This is a genomic window from Ruegeria sp. O6 (genome assembly GCF_056535045.1).
Map to the genome: position 1 here is coordinate 1 of NZ_JBQERM010000001.1, position 22,084 is coordinate 22,084.

18 protein-coding genes are annotated in these 22,084 nt (G+C 58.6%); 12 read left to right on the plus strand and 6 right to left on the minus strand.

The features are described 5' to 3' along the window. Nucleotides 1-169 precede the first annotated feature (169 nt). A complete protein-coding gene (locus ACR0DY_RS00005; protein WP_480545433.1) occupies nt 170-1,555 on the minus strand; it encodes a M20/M25/M40 family metallo-hydrolase in 1,386 nt (461 codons plus the stop codon). A 327-nt stretch (nt 1,556-1,882) separates the two neighbouring features. Between ACR0DY_RS00005 and hemA the strand changes: the two genes are divergently transcribed. The 4 genes from hemA to ACR0DY_RS00025 all read left to right on the plus strand — a co-directional run bounded on the left by hemA (nt 1,883) and on the right by ACR0DY_RS00025 (nt 6,619). Then, nucleotides 1,883-3,106: a 5-aminolevulinate synthase gene (gene hemA, locus ACR0DY_RS00010; protein WP_267364005.1), complete on the plus strand. Its 1,224-nt coding sequence runs from the start codon at nt 1,883-1,885 to the stop codon at nt 3,104-3,106. Between the two features lie 129 nt (nt 3,107-3,235). Continuing rightward, nucleotides 3,236-4,441 carry a helix-turn-helix domain-containing protein gene (locus tag ACR0DY_RS00015; RefSeq protein ID WP_267364006.1) on the plus strand — a complete coding sequence of 402 codons (1,206 nt, stop codon included), beginning with the start codon at nt 3,236-3,238 and terminating at the stop codon, nt 4,439-4,441. Between the two features lie 71 nt (nt 4,442-4,512). After that, complete coding sequence (gene ispG / locus ACR0DY_RS00020) at nt 4,513-5,634, plus strand: flavodoxin-dependent (E)-4-hydroxy-3-methylbut-2-enyl-diphosphate synthase (RefSeq protein ID WP_480545435.1); 1,122 nt, start codon at nt 4,513-4,515, stop codon at nt 5,632-5,634. 166 nt (nt 5,635-5,800) lie between these two features. Next, nucleotides 5,801-6,619 carry a DUF2189 domain-containing protein gene (locus tag ACR0DY_RS00025; RefSeq protein WP_480480460.1) on the plus strand — a complete coding sequence of 273 codons (819 nt, stop codon included), beginning with the start codon at nt 5,801-5,803 and terminating at the stop codon, nt 6,617-6,619. A gap of 57 nt (nt 6,620-6,676) precedes the next feature. Here the strand turns inward: ACR0DY_RS00025 and ACR0DY_RS00030 are convergent, their stop codons facing one another. Together ACR0DY_RS00030 and ACR0DY_RS00035 are read right to left on the minus strand one after the other, a co-directional pair. Then, entirely contained in the window at nt 6,677-7,435 is a 759-nt protein-coding gene (locus ACR0DY_RS00030) for a DsbA family protein (RefSeq protein WP_480480462.1), read from the minus strand. Next, nucleotides 7,432-8,814, minus strand: a complete 1,383-nt coding sequence (locus ACR0DY_RS00035) for a M48 family metalloprotease (protein ID WP_480480464.1) — start codon at nt 8,812-8,814, stop codon at nt 7,432-7,434. The genes ACR0DY_RS00030 and ACR0DY_RS00035 overlap by 4 nt, the downstream gene beginning before the upstream one ends. Here ACR0DY_RS00035 and ACR0DY_RS00040 point away from each other — a divergent pair. The 8 genes from ACR0DY_RS00040 to ACR0DY_RS00075 all read left to right on the plus strand — a co-directional run bounded on the left by ACR0DY_RS00040 (nt 8,813) and on the right by ACR0DY_RS00075 (nt 18,494). Beyond that, nucleotides 8,813-9,976, plus strand: a complete 1,164-nt coding sequence (locus ACR0DY_RS00040) for a pyridoxal phosphate-dependent aminotransferase (protein ID WP_480545439.1) — start codon at nt 8,813-8,815, stop codon at nt 9,974-9,976. The genes ACR0DY_RS00035 and ACR0DY_RS00040 overlap by 2 nt on opposite strands. Nucleotides 9,977-10,042: 66 nt before the next feature. Further along, nucleotides 10,043-11,263 carry an N-acetylmuramoyl-L-alanine amidase gene (locus tag ACR0DY_RS00045; RefSeq protein WP_480545441.1) on the plus strand — a complete coding sequence of 407 codons (1,221 nt, stop codon included), beginning with the start codon at nt 10,043-10,045 and terminating at the stop codon, nt 11,261-11,263. A gap of 94 nt (nt 11,264-11,357) precedes the next feature. After that, complete coding sequence (locus ACR0DY_RS00050; RefSeq protein ID WP_480545443.1) at nt 11,358-13,847, plus strand: penicillin-binding protein 1A; 2,490 nt, start codon at nt 11,358-11,360, stop codon at nt 13,845-13,847. A 66-nt stretch (nt 13,848-13,913) separates the two neighbouring features. Further along, on the plus strand, nt 13,914-14,255 hold the full coding sequence (locus tag ACR0DY_RS00055; RefSeq protein ID WP_480545805.1) for a RidA family protein: 342 nt from the start codon (nt 13,914-13,916) through the stop codon (nt 14,253-14,255). 94 nt (nt 14,256-14,349) lie between these two features. Then, a complete protein-coding gene (gene prfB, locus ACR0DY_RS00060) occupies nt 14,350-15,477 on the plus strand; it encodes a peptide chain release factor 2 (protein ID WP_267364019.1) in 1,128 nt (375 codons plus the stop codon). Nucleotide 15,478: 1 nt separating this feature from the next. Then, on the plus strand, nt 15,479-16,183 hold the full coding sequence (locus ACR0DY_RS00065; protein ID WP_480480472.1) for a M50 family metallopeptidase: 705 nt from the start codon (nt 15,479-15,481) through the stop codon (nt 16,181-16,183). 102 nt (nt 16,184-16,285) lie between these two features. Then, nucleotides 16,286-17,686, plus strand: a complete 1,401-nt coding sequence (locus ACR0DY_RS00070; RefSeq protein ID WP_480480474.1) for an amidase — start codon at nt 16,286-16,288, stop codon at nt 17,684-17,686. Nucleotides 17,687-17,708: 22 nt separating this feature from the next. After that, nucleotides 17,709-18,494: a DUF2189 domain-containing protein gene (locus ACR0DY_RS00075; protein WP_480485340.1), complete on the plus strand. Its 786-nt coding sequence runs from the start codon at nt 17,709-17,711 to the stop codon at nt 18,492-18,494. Between the two features lie 9 nt (nt 18,495-18,503). Here the strand turns inward: ACR0DY_RS00075 and ACR0DY_RS00080 are convergent, their stop codons facing one another. From ACR0DY_RS00080 to ACR0DY_RS00090, 3 genes are all read right to left on the minus strand, one after another. Continuing rightward, on the minus strand, nt 18,504-19,223 hold the full coding sequence (locus tag ACR0DY_RS00080; protein WP_480480478.1) for a helix-turn-helix domain-containing protein: 720 nt from the start codon (nt 19,221-19,223) through the stop codon (nt 18,504-18,506). A gap of 313 nt (nt 19,224-19,536) precedes the next feature. Beyond that, entirely contained in the window at nt 19,537-20,097 is a 561-nt protein-coding gene (ilvN, locus tag ACR0DY_RS00085; protein WP_209503637.1) for an acetolactate synthase small subunit, read from the minus strand. Nucleotides 20,098-20,165: 68 nt separating this feature from the next. Then, nucleotides 20,166-21,917 carry an acetolactate synthase 3 large subunit gene (locus ACR0DY_RS00090; RefSeq protein ID WP_480480480.1) on the minus strand — a complete coding sequence of 584 codons (1,752 nt, stop codon included), beginning with the start codon at nt 21,915-21,917 and terminating at the stop codon, nt 20,166-20,168. Nucleotides 21,918-22,084 lie beyond the last annotated feature (167 nt).

Genomic DNA, 22,084 nt, shown 5'->3' on the forward strand with positions numbered 1-22,084 from the left:
TGATCCATATGTAAGACCGGCGTATTTGCCCCGGCCGGTTGGGTGACCCTGCCCCAGCCGCGCGTGCCGCGCGCCTCCCCCGGGATATTTTGGGCCAGATGAAGCAGGGATCCATTATTCATCTGGCTGCATATATCCCGGAGCGCGAGGCAGAGCCTCGCAAAAAAAACTATGTGTTCAAAGCATCCAGAATGCGCACCCATGACCGGATGCCCTTGTGGAAGCTTTTCACGTCATATTTCTCGTTCGGCGAATGGATGGCATCATCTTCGTTTGCATAGCCAACCAGCATCGAGTCGAGCCCCAGAACGGTGTTGAAATAGCCGACAACAGGGATTGATCCCCCCATGCCGGTGAACACTGCCTCGCGGTCCCACTCATCCGACAGCGCGCCGCGCGCGGCTTCAAATTCGGGGCGGGTGATATTCATGACCGACGCGGGAGAACCTTCCATGTCGTTGTCCCAGACCACTTTGGCGTCCGGGGACAGCCGATCCTCGACATGTTTGCGGATTTTGGCGCGCAGCGCGTCCGGGTCCATGTCACCAACAAGGCGGCAGGTGATTTTGCAATGGGCCTTGGACGGAATAACGGTTTTGGAGCCCGCACCGTTATAACCGCCCCACAGACCGTTCACTTCGAGCGTCGGTCGTGCCCATTGTTGCTCCAAGGTGGAGTACCCCTTTTCGCCATGCGGTTGGGTGTAGCCGACCGAATTCAGATAATCCGCTTCGTCGAAGCCGCAATTCTGCCATTGGCGCAACTGGTCTTCGGGTACTTCATGCACACCTTCGTAGAATCCGTCGACCGCGACCCGTCCGGTTTCGTCGTCATAAAAAGAGGTCACGATTTTCGACAGTTCGCGCAGAGGATTCAGGCCCGGGCCGCCATAGTGGCCGGAATGCAGGTCGATGCGCGGCCCCACAATGGTAAACTCGTCCTTCAGCATGCCCCTCAACTGCGCCGCAATTGACGGAACGCCGCGTGACACCATGGATGTATCGCAGACCAGCGCCAGATCCGCTTTGAGTTCGGCGGCATTTTCCTTGAGGAAAGGAACCAGTGAGGGCGAGCCTGATTCTTCTTCGCCCTCGAAAAAGAAAGTGATGCGGCAGGGCAAGGATCCGTGCACGGCCTTCCAGGCGCGGCAGGCTTCGACAAAAGTCATCAGCTGACCCTTGTCGTCTGATGCTCCGCGTCCGCGGATGACCGGACCGGTTTCGGTGTCCTCAATGGCGGGATCGAACGGATCCCGGTTCCACAGGTTCAGCGGATCGACCGGCTGCACATCGTAGTGGCCGTAAAACAGGAAATGCGGCGCAGTCGCCTCCTCACCCACGTGACCGACAACCATTGGGTGGCCCGGTGTTTCCCGTTTCTCAGCCGCAATTCCGATACTGTTCAGATCGGCAACCAGCCAGTCTGCGGCGCGGCTGACCTCGGCCTTGTATGCGGGGTCGGTCGAAATCGACGGGATGCGCAGCAGTTCCATCAGGCGGTCGATCGAGGTTTGCAAATCTTCGTCAATCCGGTTCAGCACGGCGTCTAGCGACATGGGGGGCTCCTGCCTGTTTTTTTGTTCCTGCGAACCCTAGCAGCGTTGTCGGCGCCGTCCAGAGGTGTTGACACGGATTGCGGCCCGGCAGTGTAAGCTTGGGTAGGGCGGCGAGCCCTGCGTCGTTTCCACGCGTCCGATGGCCGTAACTTTACTTGTCGGACGGGGTGCAAACTTATATTTGATGCAAATCAAAGTTGGGTTCACCTTTTCGGCTGTAACCAGCTGAATAAGGGAACACAAAGCCACCGAAACAGGGTAAGCTGTAGGATGTGGCGAAAATTTCGCCCAGTGGGAAACCGGATACGGGCGTTCAAGGAGGGTCCTTTGGACTATACTGCTCAGCTCGATTCAGCGATTGCCAGGCTGCATGATGAAGGTCGTTACCGGACCTTTATCGATATCGAACGTCGCAATGGACATTTCCCCCATGCGGTGCGCACGCGTCCGGACGGGTCACAGCAGAATATCACCGTATGGTGCGGCAACGATTATCTGGGCATGGGGCAAAACCCGGTCGTTCTTAATGCAATGCACGAAGCCGTTGATGCAGCCGGTGCAGGTTCGGGCGGTACACGCAATATCTCGGGCACCACAGTTTATCACAAAAGGCTTGAGGCTGAACTGGCCGATCTGCACGGCAAGGAAGCCGCGCTGCTTTTTACCAGCGCCTATATCGCCAATGACGCAACGCTCAGCACGCTGCCCAAACTGTTCCCTGGCCTGATCATCTATTCTGACGCGCTGAACCATGCCTCGATGATCGAAGGCGTACGCCGGAATGGCGGAGCTAAGCGCATCTTCCGGCACAATGACGTGGCGCATCTGCGCGAACTGCTTGAGGCGGATGACCCCGCCGCGCCCAAACTGATCGTATTCGAGTCGGTTTATTCAATGGATGGCGATTTTGGTCCAATCGAAGAAATCTGTGATCTGGCAGATGAATTCGGCGCGCTGACCTATATTGATGAAGTGCATGCCGTGGGCATGTATGGCCCGCGCGGCGGCGGTGTGACCGAGCGCGATAACCTTGCCCACCGGATCGACATCATTAACGGCACGCTGGCAAAAGCCTATGGCGTGATGGGCGGCTATATCGCGGCCAGCGCCAAGATGTGCGACGCCGTGCGGTCATACGCACCGGGCTTTATCTTTACCACGTCCCTGCCACCTGCGGTTGCGGCCGGGGCTGCCGCATCTGTTGCCTACCTGAAAACTGCACCTGAACTGCGCGAGCAGCATCAGACGCAGGCCAAAATCCTCAAGCTGCGGTTGAAGGGGATGGGACTGCCGCTGATCGACCACGGAAGCCATATCGTGCCCGTGATCGTCGGAAACCCGGTCCATACCAAGAAGCTCAGCGATATGCTGTTGGATGATTACGGCATTTATGTGCAACCGATCAATTTCCCGACCGTTCCGCGCGGAACCGAGCGTCTGCGCTTTACCCCTTCTCCGGTGCATGGACCTGACGAAATGAACCGTCTGGTACAGGCGATGGACGAACTTTGGTCACATTGTGCGCTAAATCGCGCCGAACTTGCCGGTTAACCTCACGCCAAAGTGTGCAACGTATTTGCCGCGTGTTAAGCTTACGCTAACAAAATTGGCAGACGAATCGTTTTGGGGATGATTCGCCGCTAACGCGAAACACGCGACAGGCAGAATGGGGCAGCAGGAATGATTGGGCGCAGATCACAGCGCGAATCTGATGAGGACGTAGATGTCAGACCCAAAGGGTTTGATGACTACGAGGTACGCCTTGGTGACAAGATGCGCGGCGAACGCGCAACCATGGGCAAATCCCTGTTGGATGTTCAGCGCGAGTTGAGGATCAAAGCCAACTACATTGCTGCCATCGAAAACGCGGATCCCGATGCCTTTGACACGCCCGGCTTTATCGCCGGGTATGTGCGTTCTTATGCGCGTTATCTGGGAATGAACCCGGATGAAACATTCTCGACTTTCTGCGCGGAAAGCGGTTTTTCGGTCGCGCATGGCATGTCGGCCGAGGCTTCGGTGGTGCGAAAGCCGACCGGTGCGCTTCCTGCGCGTGGGCCAATGGGACGCGATCCCTTCATCTCGCCCAATACGCCGTACATTCCGGGCAAGGAATCTCTGGTCAGTCAGATTGAACCGCGCGCCATCGGCTCGTCGCTGGTGCTGTTGGCGGTAATTGGCGGCATCGGCTATGGCGGGTGGGCCGTTCTGAACAAGATCCAGCAGGTGCAGGTCAGCCCGGTTGAACAAGCGCCTGTGGTGCTGTCCGACCTTGATCCGCTGGATGCCGTGCGCGGCGGCGTTGTCGATGATGTGGTTGCTGCGGCGAATACCGAGGCACTGGACCGTCTCTATCGTCCGCAGGCCTTGGATGTTCCGGTTCTGGTTGCCCGCGATGCGCCGATTTCGACCCTTGACCCGCGCGATGTCGGAACCTTCCGCCCGCCAAGCCTGCCGCAGTTCGAAGTTGCCGAAGTGCACACGGTTGAACGACCAGCTTTGCCTCAGGTCGTGGAACAGGTTGATACCACGCTGAAAATCGTTGCTGTCGATCCATCTTGGATGCGGGTAACGGCGGCAGATGGCAGTGTCATTTTCGAAGGGACGCTTGGGACGGTCGAGCAAGGCAGTGTCTTTGAGGTTCCGCTGACAGAAGAACCGCCGCTGTTGCGGGCAGGGGCGTCGGGATCGGTTTATTTCTCGATGAACGGCGAGCACTATGGCCCGGCAGGGGCACCCGGCACGGTTGCCAAAGGGGTGATCCTCTCGAAAGACGCAGTTTCGGAAGTTTATGCCGTTGCCGATCTTGAAGCGGATCAGAACAGCGCGCTCAAGCAGCTGGTGGCTGAACTGCAAACCGCGGCGACAGAAGCGCCCGCCGAGTGATCTTGCCATTGCGGTAACCCCTTTGCCGGACTATCTACTGTCGCAACTCAGGCAGACGCGGATCCGTCCTTATGTCCCTTAATCACGTGCGCCCTTGGCGCGACATTTATCGTCGTAAATCCCGTCAAATCATGGTCGGCAACGTCCCTGTCGGGGGCGATGCCCCGATCGCCGTTCAGACCATGACCAACACCCTGACCACCGATGTGGCGGCAACAGTGGCGCAGGTTCAGGCCGCGGCGGAGGCTGGCGCGGATATCGTGCGCGTTTCAGTCCCCGATGAGGCGTCGGCTAAGGCATTGAAAGAGATCGTGCGCGAAAGCCCGGTGCCCATCGTTGCGGACATCCATTTTCACTATCGCCGTGGTATCGAGGCGGCCGAGGCAGGCGCTGCCTGTCTGCGCATCAATCCCGGCAACATCGGCGATGAACGCCGGGTGAAAGAAGTCATTCAGGCCGCGCGCGACCACAATTGCTCGATCCGGATCGGCGTGAATGCGGGCAGTCTGGAAAAGCACCTGCTTGAGAAATATGGCGAGCCGTGCCCCGAAGCGATGGTCCAAAGCGGGTTGGAACATATCCGCATCCTTCAGGACAATGATTTTCATGAGTTCAAAATCAGTGTGAAGGCCAGCGACGTTTTCCTGTCCGCCGCCGCATATCAGGGCATAGCCGAAGCCACTGATGCGCCCATCCATCTGGGTATCACCGAGGCGGGCGGACTGGTGTCCGGCACCATCAAATCTGCCATCGGGTTGGGCAACCTGCTGTGGATGGGGATCGGCGACACGATCCGCGTCAGCCTGTCTGCCGATCCGGTGGAAGAGGTGAAGGTTGGCTTTGAAATCCTCAAGTCCCTTGGTCTGCGCCACCGGGGCGTCAACATCATCTCATGCCCGTCCTGCGCACGGCAGGGGTTTGACGTCATCAAGACCGTCGAGGCGCTGGAACGCCGTCTGGAACACATCAAGACACCGATGAGCCTGTCGATCATCGGCTGCGTGGTCAACGGGCCGGGCGAGGCGTTGATGACCGATGTCGGGTTTACCGGTGGCGGGGCCGGGTCCGGGATGGTCTATCTGGCAGGCAAGGCCAGCCACAAGATGTCCAACGATCAGATGATCGACCACATCGTGGAACAGGTCGAAAAGAAAGCCGCGGAACTGGATGCGGCTGCGGAAGCCGCAGAGTAGTGTGGGGTTGGCTGTGTCGGTAAGGCAGGCATAGCGACCTTACTCATCCCTTGCCCTGATGCCTGAGCTGTTGCAAACTTGTTTCGTGACTGAACGATGCCTGTTTCGCCGCTGGTTCTGTTGGTAAACAGACCCGCGCGGACCCATGCTTTGGGAGGAGTGTGTCATGACATCCAAGACCGCAGGCCCTACGCCACCTGAGAACCTGACGCCACACCAGCAGGCCATGCCCAAGGTCAATCGGGTTACTTCGGATGACATAAAGGCGTCGCTGAAAGCTGGGTTTTCCGATTTTCTGGCGCGCCCCTTCATGAGCGGTTTCTTCGGGCTTTTCTATGCGGCTTTCGGAATCCTGATGGTCTGGAGCTTGGTCTGGCTTGGCAAAATCTGGATGATCATTCCTGCGATTGTCGGATTTCCTCTGGTCGCGCCTTTCGCCGCTGCAGGACTTTATGAGATGTCCCGGCGGTTACAGAAGGGCGAGAGTTTTGGCTGGTATGAAATCCTCACTGTCATGGCCGATCAACGCAAGCGCGAAATGGGCTGGATGGCCTTTGTCACGCTGTTCATTTTCTGGGTTTGGGTTTATCAGGTCCGGCTTTGGCTTGCGATCATCCTGCAGAATTCATCCTTTTCGGATTTTGACGGATTCTTGAACATCATCTTGTTCACTCCGCAGGGGTGGACATTCCTTGCAATCGGCACCTGTGTCGGGGCGTTCCTGTCGGCTGTCCTGTTTTCGGTCACTGTCGTCGCCATGCCTATGCTTCTGGACCGGGAAACAAATTTTGTTTCAGCCATGTTGACGTCTTTACGCGTCGTCTCGGAAAGCCCTGTGGTCATGCTCGGCTGGGCAGCGATCATCTCGGTCACAATGTTATTGTCGATGGTTCCGGCGTTTATGGGCTTGATCTTTACCTTGCCGATCCTTGGCCATACCACGTGGCATCTCTATCAACGGGCCGTGGAACCGGCAGACGGCTGAGGTCAGTGATCAGTCCGCCTTTTTGTCTGGGGGCAGCTGTGCCGCCCCCAATACCTATCAACCCTGTTCTGCGCGAACGCCATCTGCAATCTGCTGCATCTGATCGGCGGGCAGATAGCCGCGCAGCAACTCGGTTCCCAGCACGAATGAGGGCGTGCCCGAAATCTGCATCCGTTGCGCCAGGGCACGGGTGCGGCTGATCTCATCCGTGACGCTGTCGCTGTCCATCGCGGCGATGATCGCGTCACTGTCCAGACCCAGCCCGTCAGAGATGCGGCGAAGAGTTACTTCTGAGGGTTCACCGCCGAATTCCATCAGCGCATCGTGAACCTGTTTATAGGCGTCATTGCCCGCCACTTGCTTAGTTGCCACCGCAAAGCGCGAGGACAAAACAGATGCGTCGCCCAGAATTGGCAGTTCTTTGATCACAAAGCGAATGTTGCCATCGCTGGCCAGCAGGTTTGCCACTTCGGGCACCGCGCGGCGGCAATAGCCGCAGCGGTAGTCCATAAACTCGACCAGTGTAATATCGCCGTCCGGGTTGCCGCCGACCCAGCTATAGCCATCGTCGAACAGTTCTTCCGCATTGGCGGCGACCAGTTCTTTGTCGGCGGCCGCTTCGGCCACTGCGTTTCGCTGTTCGAGGATATTGATTGCCTCGATAATGACTTCGGGGTTTTCCAGCAGGTATTCGCGTACCTGAGCGCCAAACTCTGCCTTTTCGGCATCATTCATCGCGTTCAGGTCCAGCGCCTGTGCTGAGGTCGCCGCCATGGAAAGCCCCAGAAGGGCAGGTGCAGCATGTCTGAGGATCATTTCCGTTTCCTTTTGTCTTTCTTGAGTCGTTCTGAGGCAATCAGCACGTCTTGTGCCCTTTGCCAACCCGGAGAGCCTTCGGGCAATTGCGCCACGGCCCGTTTCGCGTGAATTCCGGCATCCTCCATCCGACCTTGCAGCGCGTAACGCTCTGCCGTCACGGTCGAAGCCATACCGTTATTTCCGACCTGCGCGTAAGCCACACCCAGGTCCTGCATCAGGCGTGCGTTACGAAAGTCGCGCGCACGCGCCTGTTCCAATGCATTCAATGCCTGTTTTGTTTCCCCTTGCGCCAGCAGGGCGCGCCCATAGCCCGCAAGGATCAACGCATTGTTCGGGGCCTTTTCAACAGCGCTTGCATAGGCTTTAACAGCCTCGCTTACCCTTCTGTTTTCCAACAGGATTTGCCCCTTTAGGTCGTAATAGAACGGGTCATCAGGACGTTCGGCAAGTGCCGCGTCTATCGCGGCACGGGCGCGGGACAGATCGCGGTTCTGATGATAGGCCGAAGCCTCTCGCATCAGGCGGATGTCGCGATAGGGTTCTTCACCGGCACGCCGCAAGGTCCAGCTGGGTGACCGCAGAAAGGCCGACAGCTTGCCTTTAACCCGCGCAAACCAGTAATCCGAATTGGGGTTTGGAACGGCGCGGTCGCCAAACTCGTCCAGGAACGCCTCGGCGGCGCGCAGACGATCACGGCTTGTTGGGTGTGAGCGCATATAGGGGTCCTGATTGGCGACACTCAGCAGTTCCTGACCGGCGAACTTCCGATGCAGTTCCACCATCCCGCTGGGTGAGATTTCGGCCCATCGCAGGTAACTTGCGGCGCTGCGGTCAGCGGATGCCTCTTCCGCGCGGGTGTGACCCAGAAAACCGCGAATTGCTGCGCCTTGGGTGCCAGCAGCGATCCCGATGGCGGCCTCGCCCCCACCTGCCGCAGCTGCCAGCAGGGCCAAAGCCGTGCCGAGGCTGGCGTTGCGCTGCGCCGCTTTCAGGTTCTCAGCCCGTCGTGCCAGATGACCATTCGAGATATGTGCGGCCTCGTGGGCGATGACAGCCTGCAACATCTCGGGGCTTTCGACGGTCAGAATCAGCCCGTAGTTCACATAAATCGCGTTGTAGTCGATGACGAATGCATTGAACGTGTTGTCGTTTACGACCAGAATCTGAACCCGGTTCGTGTTCAGCCCCGCAGCCCGCAACACCGGAAAGGCCAGTTCACGCAGGCCATGTTCGATATCAGGGTCGCGGATCAGGCTTTGCGCGTGCGATTGAACCGCTGCCGCCAGCCAGACGACAACGGCAACCATCAGGGCCGGGATTGACGCCAACCGGGATACGCGCTCAAAAGCCATGACTGCAACATGGGAGATGGGCATGAGAAACTCAACCCGGTCCGGGGTCGATCCCTTCATCGTGATGGATGTGATGGAGGCGGCACGCAAGGCCGAAGAGGCAGGTCGCCACGTGATCCACATGGAAGTCGGCCAGCCCGGAACCGGCGCGCCAAAGGGTGCGACCGAAGCTTTGGCCGCGGCGATGGAGCAAGGCCCGCTGGGCTATACGGTTGCCCTGGGTCTGCCCGCCCTGAGGCAGCGGATCGCCCGGCTTTACGGCGATTGGTACAATGTCGACCTGAACCCCGAGCGGGTGGTGATCACTCCTGGCTCGTCCGGCGGATTCCTGCTGACCTTTACCGCTTTGTTCGACAGTGGCGACCGTGTCGGTATCGGGGCGCCCGGCTATCCGTCCTATCGCCAGATCCTGAAGGCGCTGGGTCTGGTCCCGGTCGACCTGCCGACCGCGCCGGAAAACAGGTTGCAGCCTGTCGCAGCGGATATTCAGGGGATGGACCTGAAAGGGCTGATGGTGGCTTCACCCGCAAACCCGACCGGTACGATGTTGGATCGCGCCGCCATGGGTGCCCTGATCGAGGCGGCTCATGGGCAGGGCGCGTCGTTCATCAGTGACGAGATTTACCACGGGCTGGAATACGAAGCCAAGGCCGTGACGGCGCTGGAACTGACAGATGAATGCTATGTGATCAACTCGTTCTCGAAGTACTTTTCGATGACCGGATGGCGCGTAGGCTGGATGGTGGTGCCCGAGGATCAGGTGCGCGTGGTCGAACGGATCGCTCAGAACATGTTCATCTGCGCCCCCCACGCCAGTCAGGTCGCGGCGCTGGCTGCGATGGATTGCGACAACGAATTGCAAGCCAATCTGGACGTGTACCGCCGCAATCGCGCGCTGATGCTGGACGGGCTGCCCAAGGCCGGGTTTTCGAACATCGCGCCGCCCGACGGGGCGTTTTATGTCTATGCCGATGTGTCTGATCTGACCGATGACAGCCGCGCATTTGCGGCCGAGATTCTGGAACAGGCCGGTGTGGCTGTGACACCCGGGCTGGATTTTGACCCGCAGCGCGGCCATACCACATTGCGTTTTTCCTATGCGCGCGCGACGGATGACATTCAGGAAGGGCTTGAGCGTTTGCGCCTGTTTATGATCCGGCGCGGTGCTGTCACGGAACGGGCCTGAGCCGTTCACAAACCGCCCCTTGTGGTATAGGGTGACCGACAAACGATCTCGGGAAAACTTGAGGCCATGAGCAGGATCTTCTTTAGCATTGCGCTGTTCTGGGCGTTGGCTGGTGGTGCCATTGCGCAGGATTTCAGCGCGTTGGCGCGTGTCCAGCCTGACCAGAGCCGTATTACGGATGTCGGGCGTACCGGTGTTCGGGTGGACATCGCCCTCAGTCAGGGCGTTCCCTACAGGATTTTCACCTTGCAGGATCCCTACCGTATGGTTCTGGACTTCAACGAAGTGGATTGGGCCGGGCTGACCCGCGAAGATTTCCTGCAATCCGATCGCATCAGCGGTGTGCAGTTTGGCGCATATGTTCCGGGTTGGTCACGTCTGGTGCTGGAACTGGGTGCGCCGATGGCAGTGACGAAGGCAGAATTGTCGGTGGCAGAGGATTCGGGGGCCGCATTGCTGTCGCTCGACCTCAAGGGGACGGATTTCGATGCTTTCAACGCCTCGGCAGGTGCGCCGCGAAACCCGGGCTGGGACTTGCCGGAACCGGCGGATGTGCCGCAAGCCGCGGTGCGCAGTGCCGACCGACCCTTGCGTGTCATGCTGGATCCGGGCCACGGAGGCATTGATCCGGGGGCCGAGACTGACGCGATTGATGAAAAAACCCTGATGCTGACTTTCGCGCGTGAGCTGCGCGAAATCCTTCTAAGATCAGGCGGGTACGAGGTGGTTTTGACACGGGTCGACGATCAGTTCGTCTCGCTGGAGCGCCGAATTGCGCTGGCGCACCGGGCCGGTGCGGACCTGTTCATTTCGCTGCACGCTGATTCCCTGTCCGAAGGGCGGGCGCATGGTGCGGTGGTTTATACCCTGTCCAACGATGCCTCCGATGTGGCCAGTGCGAAGCTGGCGGAACGGCACGACCGCGGGGATTTGATTTCCGGTGTCGATCTGAACGGGGCAGATGATCAGATCACGGATGTTCTGCTGGACATGGCCCGTCAGGAAACGATGCCACGCACAAGCGCGCTGGCCAAGGCCATTGCAAACGGTCTGGCACAACAAGGGGGGCCGATGAACGGCAAACCCTTGCGTACCGCGTCTTTTTCAGTGCTCAAGGCGGCGGACATCCCGTCGGTTCTGGTCGAGCTTGGGTTTCTGTCCAGCCCCAGAGACCTGAAGAACCTCAATGATCCTGATTGGCGGGCGAGAATGGCGCTGGGAATTCATCGGGGGCTTGAAGATTGGCGCCAGCAGGATGTGATCCGCAAATCCCTTATTGGCCAGTGACCTTGCGGCGCAAAACGGCTAGAATACGCTCGGTGTTTTGACCCTTGGGCGGCGCATCACTATATAGGCGGCACCGCGAGAAAAAGGCAGTAACGTGATCCGGTTCATTCTTTCGATTTTCGGGGCGATTTTCAGCCTCGTGACATTGGGTATTTTCATGGCCGCGCTGGTGATCGGTGCGGTGTTCTGGATGTATGGGCGCGATCTGCCCAGCCACGAGTCGCTGGCACAGTACAAGCCACCCACGATCAGCCGGATCTATTCGGGTGAAGGCAAGCTGATCGATGAATTCGCGCAGGAACGCCGCCTGTTTACCCCGTCCGAGGAAATCCCGGATCTGGTGAAGCAGGCGTTTATTTCGGCGGAAGACAAGAATTTCTACAACCATCAGGGCTATGACCCGCGTGGCATCATTGCCGCCGGGGTCGAGGCGGTGCGGACCAAGGGCGAAACCGTTCGCGGTGCGTCGACTATTACGCAGCAGGTCATGAAGAATTTTCTGCTGTCCGGTGACCGCCGGGCCGAGCGTAAGATCAAGGAAATCATTCTTGCGACCCGGCTTGAGGATACATTGGACAAGGAACAGATCCTCGAACTTTATATGAACGAGATCTTTCTGGGCCAGAACTCTTACGGTGTGACTGCCGCCGCGCAGACCTATTTCAACAAGACCCTGCAGGAACTTGCCCCGCATGAGGCCGCCATGCTGGCTGCCATGCCCAAAGCGCCGTCAGATTACCACCCCGTTTGGCAAAAAGAGCGCCTTCTGGCCCGGCGCAATTACGTGTTACGCGAGATGCAGCAGAACGGTTACATCGATCAGGCGACTTATGAGGCTGAGGTCGAATTGCCACTGCGCTCGGTCCAGAACGGAGATTTTGAAAGTTTCCGTACAGCCCTGCCGCCCCGCGACTATTTCACCGACGAAATCCGTCGCCAGCTGAGCGAAGATTTTGGTGAGGGCGAGTTCTTTACCGGCGGCTTCACCGTGCGTGCATCGGTGGATGAGGAAATGCAGGTTGAGGCCGCACGTGCCCTGCGCGAGGCGCTCGAGAAATATGACCGCTCCCGTGGCAAATGGCGCGGAACAGGTGACGTGATCCCGGAAGAAAAACTAGCGGATGAGGCGCAATGGCGCGAGGCGCTGGCGGCCGTGGAAGTTCCGCGCGACGTCATTCTGCCAACCCGGTGGTATCCCGCCGTGGTACTGGGCGTGACCGACCAGCAAATAACCGTTGGTGTCGAAGAAGGTCCTGCCGATGGTATAATCCCGCGCGCGGACATCAAATGGATGCAGGGTGATTTTGCGGCCAACTTCAAGCGCGGCGATGTCATTCTTGTTGTTGCGGGTGAAGATGGGCAATGGTCAGCCCGCCAGGTGCCAGAGGTGCAGGGTGCCTTTGTCGCGATGGATGTGAACTCGGGTCGCGTTCTGGCGATGCAGGGCGGGTTCTCGTATCAGGACACCGTGTTCAACCGGGCCACACAGGCACAGCGCCAGCCGGGATCGTCGTTCAAGCCATTTGTCTATGCTGCTGCGCTGGACAGCGGATACAGCCCCGCGACCATCGTCGTCGATGCGCCGATCGAAGTGAACACGCCGCAGGGGCTGTGGCGCCCCAAGAACTCTTCCAACAAATTCTACGGTCCAACTCCTTTGCGCACAGGGATCGAACAGTCGCGGAACCTGATGACCATCCGTCTGGCGCAGGAAGTTACAATGCCTGTCGTTGCGGGCTATGCGGAACGGTTCGGTGTCTATGACCGGATGGGCGCATTCTTGGCCAACTCGCTGGGGGCCGAGGAAACCACGCTTTACAAGATGGTCGCGGCCTATGCGATGTTTGCAAACGGCGGCCAGCGTGTGGAACCCACTCTGGTCGATCGCATTCAGGACCGGTTCGGGAAAACCATCTATCGCCACGATGACCGCCAATGTCTGGATTGTAACTCGACCTGGCTGGAACCAGATGAATCGCCGACGCTTGTCACGGATCGCGCACAGGTCATGGATGCGATCACCGCCTACCAGCTGACATCGATGATGAAGGGCGTGGTCGACCGCGGGACGGCATCCAGCGTTGTGAATCTGCCCGTGCCAACAGCGGGCAAAACCGGAACCACCAACGACTCGAAGGACGCGTGGTTCATCGGCTTTACGTCGAATATCGTGGCCGGTTGCTACATCGGTTATGATCGACCGCGTCCGATGGGACGTGGGGCCTATGGCGGCACGCTGTGCGGCCCTGTGTTCCAGAGCTTCATGGAAAAAGCGGTCGAGAAATATGGCGGCGGTCCGTTCGAAGTGCCCGAAGGCGGCCATTTCATCAAGATCGACCGTTTCAGCGGGGCCCGTCTGCCCGATGATGCCACCGGTGACTATGTCGTGGCCGAATTCTTCCGCGACGGTGTCGATGGTTTCATCGACCGTGTCTATGATGGTGGTTTTGCCATCGGATCGGACCTGCCATTGTTTGAAGAGGTGCAGCGCGCGGGGGTTCAGGTCCAGACGTCAACGGGCGAGACCGTGACCGTTGGACCGAAAGCTTCCCAAGGGGATCTGAGCACCGGTGGGCTTTACTGACAAGGCGCATTCCAATTGGCTAAAACTCCGCTGATTCCGCACTCTTTGCTGGGGGCACCCGGACAGTTGCGCATTTCTCCGGGCGTCCTCTCGGGTCAGCATGTTTTTCTCACCGGCATGACCGGTAGCGGGGCGGACGGCTCCATGCCAAGCGATCCGGAAGAACAATTCCGAAACGCCTTTGCAAAGATTGCAGAGGTCTTGAAGGAAGCCAGCCTTGGATTGGATGCAGTGGTCGAGATGACGACCTACCACGTTGAAATGCGAGATCATTTCGACCTGTTCGATCGCGTGCGCCTTGAGGTTCTGACCGCGCCTTACCCGGCCTGGACCGCAGTTGAAGTTGCGGGATTGCGACGGGAAGGGGCGCTGGTGGAAATTCGGGCGATTGCGCATCTTTCTGATTGAAAGCACGATAGCTGTTTCAGCATCCAGCCTGTCTTGTGGTGTCTCGCACCTCTTGCTATCACGCAGGCCTGATTGAGCAAGTTGGGACAAGACCATGCGCGCCGAAACCCAGAACATCGTGGCGGATATCAAAAAGTCGCTGGAGCTGCTGGCGCAGCGTATGGACTATGAAACCGCGCCGCATCGCCTTGAGGAATTCAACGCGCGCGTCGAAGACCCCAACCTTTGGGATAACCCTGAAAACGCGCAGAAACTGATGCGCGAGCGGCAGATGCTGGTCGATGCAATCGAGACGTATGAATCCATCAAGACCGACCTCAACGACAATATCGAACTGATCGAGTTGGGCGAGATGGAGGAAGACCAAGAAGTCGTTCAGGATGCCGAAGCGGCGATCAAGACGCTGAAAGCCAGAGCCGCCAAAAAAGAGCTTGAGGCGCTGCTGGACGGTGAGGCCGACAGCAATGATACGTTCCTCGAAATCAACTCGGGCGCGGGGGGAACCGAAAGCTGCGACTGGGCGTCGATGCTGGCGCGCATGTATGTGCGCTGGGCCGAGAAAAAGGGTTACACTGTCGAGCTGCAATCCGAGACACCGGGCGAAGAAGCGGGGATCAAATCCGCAGCCTACAAGATTTCCGGTCACAACGCCTATGGCTGGCTGAAATCGGAAAGCGGCGTACACCGGCTGGTGCGGATCTCGCCCTATGACTCGGCAGCAAAACGCCACACGTCTTTCAGCTCGGTCTGGGTCTATCCGGTGGTCGACGACAATATCGAGATCGAGGTGAACCCGGCCGATATCCGCATCGACACCTACCGGTCTTCGGGGGCTGGTGGCCAGCACGTGAACACCACCGACTCGGCTGTTCGGATCACGCACATCCCGACCGGGATTGTTGTGACCAGCTCGGAAAAGTCGCAGCACCAGAACCGTGATATTGCCATGAAAGCCCTGAAATCGCGCCTGTACCAGCAGGAACTGGATCGCCGCAACGCGGATATCAACGCGGCGCACGAGGCTAAGGGCGATGCGGGCTGGGGCAACCAGATCCGGTCTTACGTCTTGCAGCCCTATCAGATGGTCAAGGACCTGCGAACCAATCACGAAACCTCGGATACCAAAGGGGTTCTGGACGGGGATCTGGACGGATTCATGGCGGCAACCTTGGCCCTGAACGTGGCAGGCAAAAGCCGATCCGAGGCGCAGGGCGACAGCTAAGGTGACACGCCAGCGTTCCTTTCCGGACCTGCTGAAAGGGCACTGGCAGCTAATCCTGATCACCGGTCTGGTCTTTGCGCTCTGGAACACGCCGTTTGTTGTTCCGCTGAAAATTCTGGTCGTCTTTCTGCATGAGCTGTCTCATGCCGTGACAATCCTACTGACTGGCGGTTCGGTCGAGAGTTTCACGATCTCACCCCAGCAAGGAGGGATGGTGATCGGCCGGGGCGGCAACAGGTTTCTCAGCCTGTCCGCCGGCTATCTCGGCTCGCTTGTGTTTGGCATGGCGTTTTTGATCATCGCCTTGAAAACAAATGCTGACCGGGCTGTTTTGGCTGTTTTCGGCGCAATCATGTGTCTGATCGCACTGCTGTACATACGCGATGCTTTCGCCTTGCTGTTTTGCGCAGGCGCCGGGGCCGCAATGATTGCGACAGCGTGGTTCATGAGCCACGAGGTCAGTGATCTGGTGCTGCGCGTCATCGGGCTGACCAGCATGATCTATGTCCCGTTTGATATCTTTGATGACACCATCCGACGGTCCGGCGCGCGCTCGGACGCGTTCCTACTGGCCGAGGAATTCGGCGGCACCGCGATGCTGTGGGGTGGGGTCTGGCTGGTGTTGAGTAGCGCGGCCATTGCCGTTTGCCTACGGTATTGGCTGGGCCGGGACAGCAACCTGCCATTGCACCGCAAAGCACTGTGATGCTGTTGTTAGTAAGACAAGAAAAGATACATCTAAACAGTGGGTTTAAATGAGGTGAACCGCTCGCTAGGCTGTCGAAGACCAACAACAGACTGGCGTGTTATGGACCTGACCCGGATATCTGCCACAGAGCTTCTGAACCAACTGGCTACCCGGCAGGTTTCGGCCACAGAAGTCATGCGGGCCACGCTGGATCGCACTGCCAAAGTCAACGGTGACGTGAACGCCATCGTGGCGCTGCGGGACAAGGGCGAGCTGATGGCCGAAGCGCAGACCCGCGACAGCGGCCCTGTCACTGGCCCGCTGCACGGACTGCCAATTGCCGTCAAGGATTTGGTCAATGTGGCAGGTATTGTCTCTTCGCATGGATCGCCTGTTTTCAGGGATGTCGTCCCTGACAGGGATGATCTGATTGCCGCTAGGATGCGGGCCGCGGGCGCCATCCTGATCGGCAAGACCAATACGCCGGAGTTCGGGCTGGGTTCGCACACGTTCAACCCGGTCTATGGTGCGACGCGCAACCCGTATGATGCCAGTTTCACCTGCGGTGGCTCATCCGGTGGTGCGGCAGTGGCTTTGGCAACGGGTATGGTGGCATTGGCCGACGGGTCTGACATGATGGGCAGCCTGCGCAACCCGGCGGCCTGGAACAACGTCTACGGCTTTCGCCCAAGCTGGGGCAGGGTGCCGTCTGATCCTGTGGGTGACAGTTTCCTGCATCAACTGTCCACGCTGGGGCCGATGGCGCGCAGTCCCGAAGATTTGGGTATCCTGCTCGACGTGATCTCGGGGCCCGATCCGCGCCTGCCATTGGTCGGAGAATATACACCGGTTTCCCCAGTGGTCGCAGCAGATCTGAACGGGCTGCGCATTGGCTGGCTGGGCGATTGGGGCGGGGCCTTTCCAGTTGAAGCCGGAATCCTTGAGCTGTGCCGGGATGCGTTGAAGGTGTTCGAAGCGCGGGGCGCGCGTGTTGAACATGTCGCCCCGCCTTTCGATGCCGAACGGTTATGGACCAGTTGGATCACCCTGCGGTCCTGGACTGTCGCCGCAGGGCTGGAACCTTTGGCTGAACGACGGGACCATCTGAAAGACACAGCCCAGTGGGAGCTGGACCGGGGTCTGACGATGAGTGCCATGGACGTGCATCACGCCAGCGTAATTCGGTCAGAATGGTTCCGGCGCGCGGCGGAACTGTTCGAGCAGTTTGATGCCCTGGTCCTGCCATCCGCACAGGTTTGGCCGTTTGGGATCGAAACGCCATACCCCACCCGGATCGCGGACCGCGCAATGGATACATATCATCGCTGGATGCATGTCACGGTACCGGTCAGCCTGATTGGCTTGCCTTGTCTGGCCGCGCCCGCCGGGTTTGGTGTGCAGGGCCTGCCCATGGGCTTTCAACTGTTTGGACCAAAAGGATCGGATCAGAAATTACTGTCGGTCGGGGCGGCGTATCACACCGAAACCGACTGGCCTAACAAGAGGCCGGCGATGTCATAACGCCGATCAGGGAGGAGACTAAATGGAAAAGCCATTTGGCGTTCCGGACATGCGTCCGGTAGATACAGCCATGCTGCGCACAGCGTTGAAGCGCGCCTGGGCCGACTTTCGGCGCGCGCCGCAGTTCGGGTTGATCTTTGCCGGGTTCTACGTGCTTGCGGGATGGGCGATGGCATGGGTCACCATCCAGACTGGTACAACCTTCTGGCTGGTTCTGGCAGCTATCGGCTTTCCACTGATCGGCCCGTTTGCCGCTGTTGGCCTTTACGAGGTGTCGCACCGGCTGGAACAGGGCGAACCGCTGGATCTTGGTGCAATCTTTGGTGTCGTGCTGCAACAAAGCCGCCGGCAATTGCCGTCGATTTGCGCCATCATCGTCGTGGTGTTTCTGTTCTGGTTTTTCCTGGGGCACATGATCTTTGCCCTGTTCCTTGGGCTGGCCACGATGACTAACGTGTCATCCTCGCTTGAGGTCTTTCTGACGGCGAATGGCCTGACAATGCTGGCTGTGGGCACGGTGGTTGGGGCGGTATTCGCAACCGTTCTCTATATGATCACCGTATTGTCGATCCCACTGCTGCTGGATCGCGAACTGGATTTTGTCACGGCAATGATTGCAAGTTTTACCTATGTGTCCGGGAATTTTCCGGTGATGCTTGCCTGGGGGGTAATCATCGCTGTTCTGACGTTCCTGGCCATGGTGCCCTGGTTTCTGGGCCTTTTGGTGGTTCTGCCACTGTTAGGCCATGCCAGTTGGCACCTGTATAGGCAAATCACCCAAGTCGAAGGGGAGGGCACATCGTCCTGAGAAAACCGCTCAGGGATACTGTGCCGGATTGTTGGTCGACAAGCGCGCAGCGGCGAAAATCGCCGTTGCATCGTGCCCGAGATATTTCAGAACCACGGGTTCCGGTGCCTCAGGGGCGGCCGGGCTTATGACCGTGCCGCGCCACTGAACCGCTGTTCCCGTGGGATCGGGTGAAATCATATAAACGCGGCTGTTCTGACCCGCTCGCTGAGAGGTCAGCATATAGACGGAACTGCCGGTGCAGGCGACGATCCCTTGTATTTCGCGCGCCTGCGGCGTTGCTTCGGGCATCGCGGCGCGCGAGACATATCCGCGTATCAATGTGCATTGGGCCAGTGGTCGGGCGTGCAGCAAGGTCATGCGGTGCGAGGCCGAGACGCTTTCGATCACGGCATAAAACCCCGGAGAAAACGCAGTTCTGGCGATCATGTCCACACCTGATCCCAGAAACTCAGTCAAGGCCGCCGCTGCGGGGTGGTCCTCGATCTTTTCAATTTCGTCCAGGGGCTTCAGGAGGATGCGCGCATCCACGTCGAAAAACCGGCAGATGCGATCCAAAACATCCGGCCGTGGAACACTTTCGCCCGAAAGATACCTGTTGAACTGCGTCCGATTCACGCCAAGCTTGCGGCACAGTGCCGAGACCGACCGATACCTTCGTGCCAGTTGCCGCAGATTCGCGCCAAACATAGCGCGAAGTTCAGCCGGGCTGCGAATGTCGTCGGTCATGGATGCCCACGCCTTGCTAAGTTTCCTGAAAAACCATCGCAGCACTGGAACCAAGCCCCGGCGCGCATTGAAAAATCGTACAGGTTGACCCCAAGCAACGTATCCCCACGTCGCGTTGCGCGTTGAGGCTAATGCCATAAAGCGCAATGGCAATAGGCTTTATCTGAAAATGCCTAATCTTTACCCGGAAAAGCTTACCCTATGGCAAATTTAGCGCATAGAAGGACGTGTGGGTTGATTTTGCAAATGCCCACCAACTCAAAGATGTGCTCCCGCCTTGGATGCAGGAAAAGCCCCAAGGCGGGTATATTGTTCAGTCGCCGCGCAGCAGGGCCGCCACGCCGGTGCGGGCGATTTCCATCAGGCCCAACGGGCGCATCAGGTCAGCAAAAGCGTCGATCTTGTCCGGCGCACCGGTGATCTCGAAGATGAAAGAGTTCAGGGTGCTGTCGACCACATTGGCACGGAAGATGTCAGCCAGGCGCAGCGCCTCGACGCGTTTGTCGCCTTCACCCACGACCTTGATGATGGCCAGTTCGCGTTCAACCGAAGGGCCTTCGACCGTCAGGTCATGCACGTCATGGACAGTCACGATCCGCCCCAGCTGCGCCTTGATCTGTTCGATCACCTGCGGTGTGCCGGTGGTGACAATGGTGATGCGGCTCAGGTGTCCTGTGTGATCCACCTCGGCCACGGTCAGGCTTTCGATGTTGTAACCCCGCCCCGAGAACAGGCCGATCACACGGGCCAGGACACCGGGTTCGTTCTCGACCAGCACGGCAATGGTGTGGCGTTCCTGCACGTCCGAAAAAGTAGGCCGTAGGTTATAGGCCGAATGGCGGTTGGAGCCTTTTTTGATATGTAGGGCAGACATTTATGTCCCTTTCATCATCCTGTGTTTGCCGGGCGCAACGGTCGCCCGGCGGTAATCCTCGGACGGTATCAGACCAGAACCGAACCTTTGCTGTCGATCACGCCCTGCGTCTCGGCCTCGCCCAAAAGCATCTCGTTATGTGCCTTGCCCGACGGGATCATGGGAAAGCAGTTCTCGTGCTTCTCGACCAAACAGTCGAAGATGACCGGGCCGTCGTAGTTGATCATCTCCATGATCGCGTCGTCCAGATCGGCGGGGTCGGAACACAGGATACCTTTGGCGCCAAACGCCTCGGCGAGTTTCACGAAATCGGGCAGGGCTTCGGACCAGCTGTGCGAATAGCGCTCGCCATGCAGCAGTTCCTGCCACTGCCGGACCATGCCCAGACGCTCGTTGTTCAGGATGAACTGCTTGACGGGCAGGCGGTACTGAACGGCCGTGCCCATTTCCTGCATGTTCATGAGCCAAGAGGCTTCACCGGCGACGTTGATTACCAGCGCGTCAGGATGAGCCATCTGCACACCGATGGAGGCGGGGAAGCCGTAGCCCATCGTGCCCAACCCGCCCGATGTCATCCAGCGGTTGGGATCTTCGAACCCAAGATATTGTGCCGCCCACATCTGATGTTGCCCAACCTCGGTCGTGATATAGCGATCATGCTTTTTCGTGAGCTCTTCAAGACGTTGCAGCGCGTATTGCGGTTTGATCGACTTTTCGCTGTTGGTGTAGGACAGACAGTTGATTTTGCGCCACTCGGAGATCTGCGCCTGCCATTTCTTGACGGCTGCCGCATCGGTCTTGCGCCCGCGTGACTTCCACACCTTCAGAATGTCTTCCAGTACATGCGCCACGTCGCCGACAATCGGGATGTCCACACGGATGACCTTGTTGATCGAAGACGGATCAATATCGATATGGGCTTTCTTCGACTTTGGAGAGAACGCGTCGATGCGCCCGGTGATCCGGTCGTCGAACCGTGCGCCGATGTTGATCATCAGGTCACAGCCATGCATCGCAAGGTTCGCCTCGTAAAGGCCATGCATCCCCAGCATCCCCAACCAGTTTTCGCCCGACGCCGGATAGGCACCCAGACCCATCAGGGTTGAGGTGATCGGGAAGCCCGTGGAATCCACCAACTCGCGCAGCAACTGGCTGGCTGCGGGGCCAGAGTTGATGACGCCACCGCCCGTATAGAAAACCGGCTTCTTGGCTTTTTCCATTGCTGCAACAAGCTCGTTGATTTCCTCCAGATCGCCTTTCAGCACTGGCTGGTAATGCGAGGTCGAAGGTTTAGGACTGTTGTATTCACCCGTGGCAAACTGCACATCCTTGGGAATGTCGATCAGAACCGGGCCGGGACGGCCCGACTTGGCCACATGGAAGGCCTCGTGCAGCGTCTCGGCCAGCGAATTCGTGTCCTTTACCAGCCAGTTGTGTTTGGTGCAGGGGCGGGTGATGCCAACGGTGTCGGCCTCCTGAAAGGCATCCGATCCGATCATGAAGGTCGGGACCTGCCCGGTCAGAACCACAATCGGGATCGAATCCAGCAACGCATCGGTCAGGCCGGTAACGGCGTTTGTGGCACCGGGACCAGAGGTTACAAGCGCAACACCAGGCTTGCCGGTCGACCGCGCATAGCCTTCGGCGGCGTGGATTGCACCCTGTTCGTGACGCACCAGAATGTGGCGAATGTCGTTTTGCAGAAAGATCTCGTCATAGATCGGTAGGACGGCGCCACCGGGGTATCCGAATACCGTGTCCACGCCCTGATCCTTGAGGGCCTGAACCACCATCTTTGCGCCGGTCATCTCACGTGTCATCTGCTTTGCTCCGTTCGCGACATGTGTCTTGCGTTTGACAAAAAAAAGCCCCCGAATTTTCGGAGGCGCATGGGTTCGATTATGGTTTACCGTTACCGGCCCATGCGCGTGGTTCCTACGATTACGACTAGCGTTCTCATCGCCAGAGGCTCCTTTTTGCTTGCAGG

Coding starts and splice junctions, on each gene's coding strand:
- ACR0DY_RS00005 (WP_480545433.1), bottom strand. CDS start 1,555: ATGTCGCTAGACGCCGTGCTGAACCGGATTGACGAAGATTTGCAAACC.
- ACR0DY_RS00015 (WP_267364006.1), top strand. CDS start 3,236: ATGATTGGGCGCAGATCACAGCGCGAATCTGATGAGGACGTAGATGTC.
- ispG (WP_480545435.1), top strand. CDS start 4,513: ATGTCCCTTAATCACGTGCGCCCTTGGCGCGACATTTATCGTCGTAAA.
- ACR0DY_RS00025 (WP_480480460.1), top strand. CDS start 5,801: ATGACATCCAAGACCGCAGGCCCTACGCCACCTGAGAACCTGACGCCA.
- ACR0DY_RS00030 (WP_480480462.1), bottom strand. CDS start 7,435: ATGATCCTCAGACATGCTGCACCTGCCCTTCTGGGGCTTTCCATGGCG.
- ACR0DY_RS00040 (WP_480545439.1), top strand. CDS start 8,813: ATGAGAAACTCAACCCGGTCCGGGGTCGATCCCTTCATCGTGATGGAT.
- ACR0DY_RS00035 (WP_480480464.1), bottom strand. CDS start 8,814: ATGCCCATCTCCCATGTTGCAGTCATGGCTTTTGAGCGCGTATCCCGG.
- ACR0DY_RS00045 (WP_480545441.1), top strand. CDS start 10,043: ATGAGCAGGATCTTCTTTAGCATTGCGCTGTTCTGGGCGTTGGCTGGT.
- prfB (WP_267364019.1), top strand. CDS start 14,350: ATGCGCGCCGAAACCCAGAACATCGTGGCGGATATCAAAAAGTCGCTG.
- ACR0DY_RS00070 (WP_480480474.1), top strand. CDS start 16,286: ATGGACCTGACCCGGATATCTGCCACAGAGCTTCTGAACCAACTGGCT.
- ACR0DY_RS00075 (WP_480485340.1), top strand. CDS start 17,709: ATGGAAAAGCCATTTGGCGTTCCGGACATGCGTCCGGTAGATACAGCC.
- ACR0DY_RS00080 (WP_480480478.1), bottom strand. CDS start 19,223: ATGACCGACGACATTCGCAGCCCGGCTGAACTTCGCGCTATGTTTGGC.
- ilvN (WP_209503637.1), bottom strand. CDS start 20,097: ATGTCTGCCCTACATATCAAAAAAGGCTCCAACCGCCATTCGGCCTAT.
- ACR0DY_RS00090 (WP_480480480.1), bottom strand. CDS start 21,917: ATGACACGTGAGATGACCGGCGCAAAGATGGTGGTTCAGGCCCTCAAG.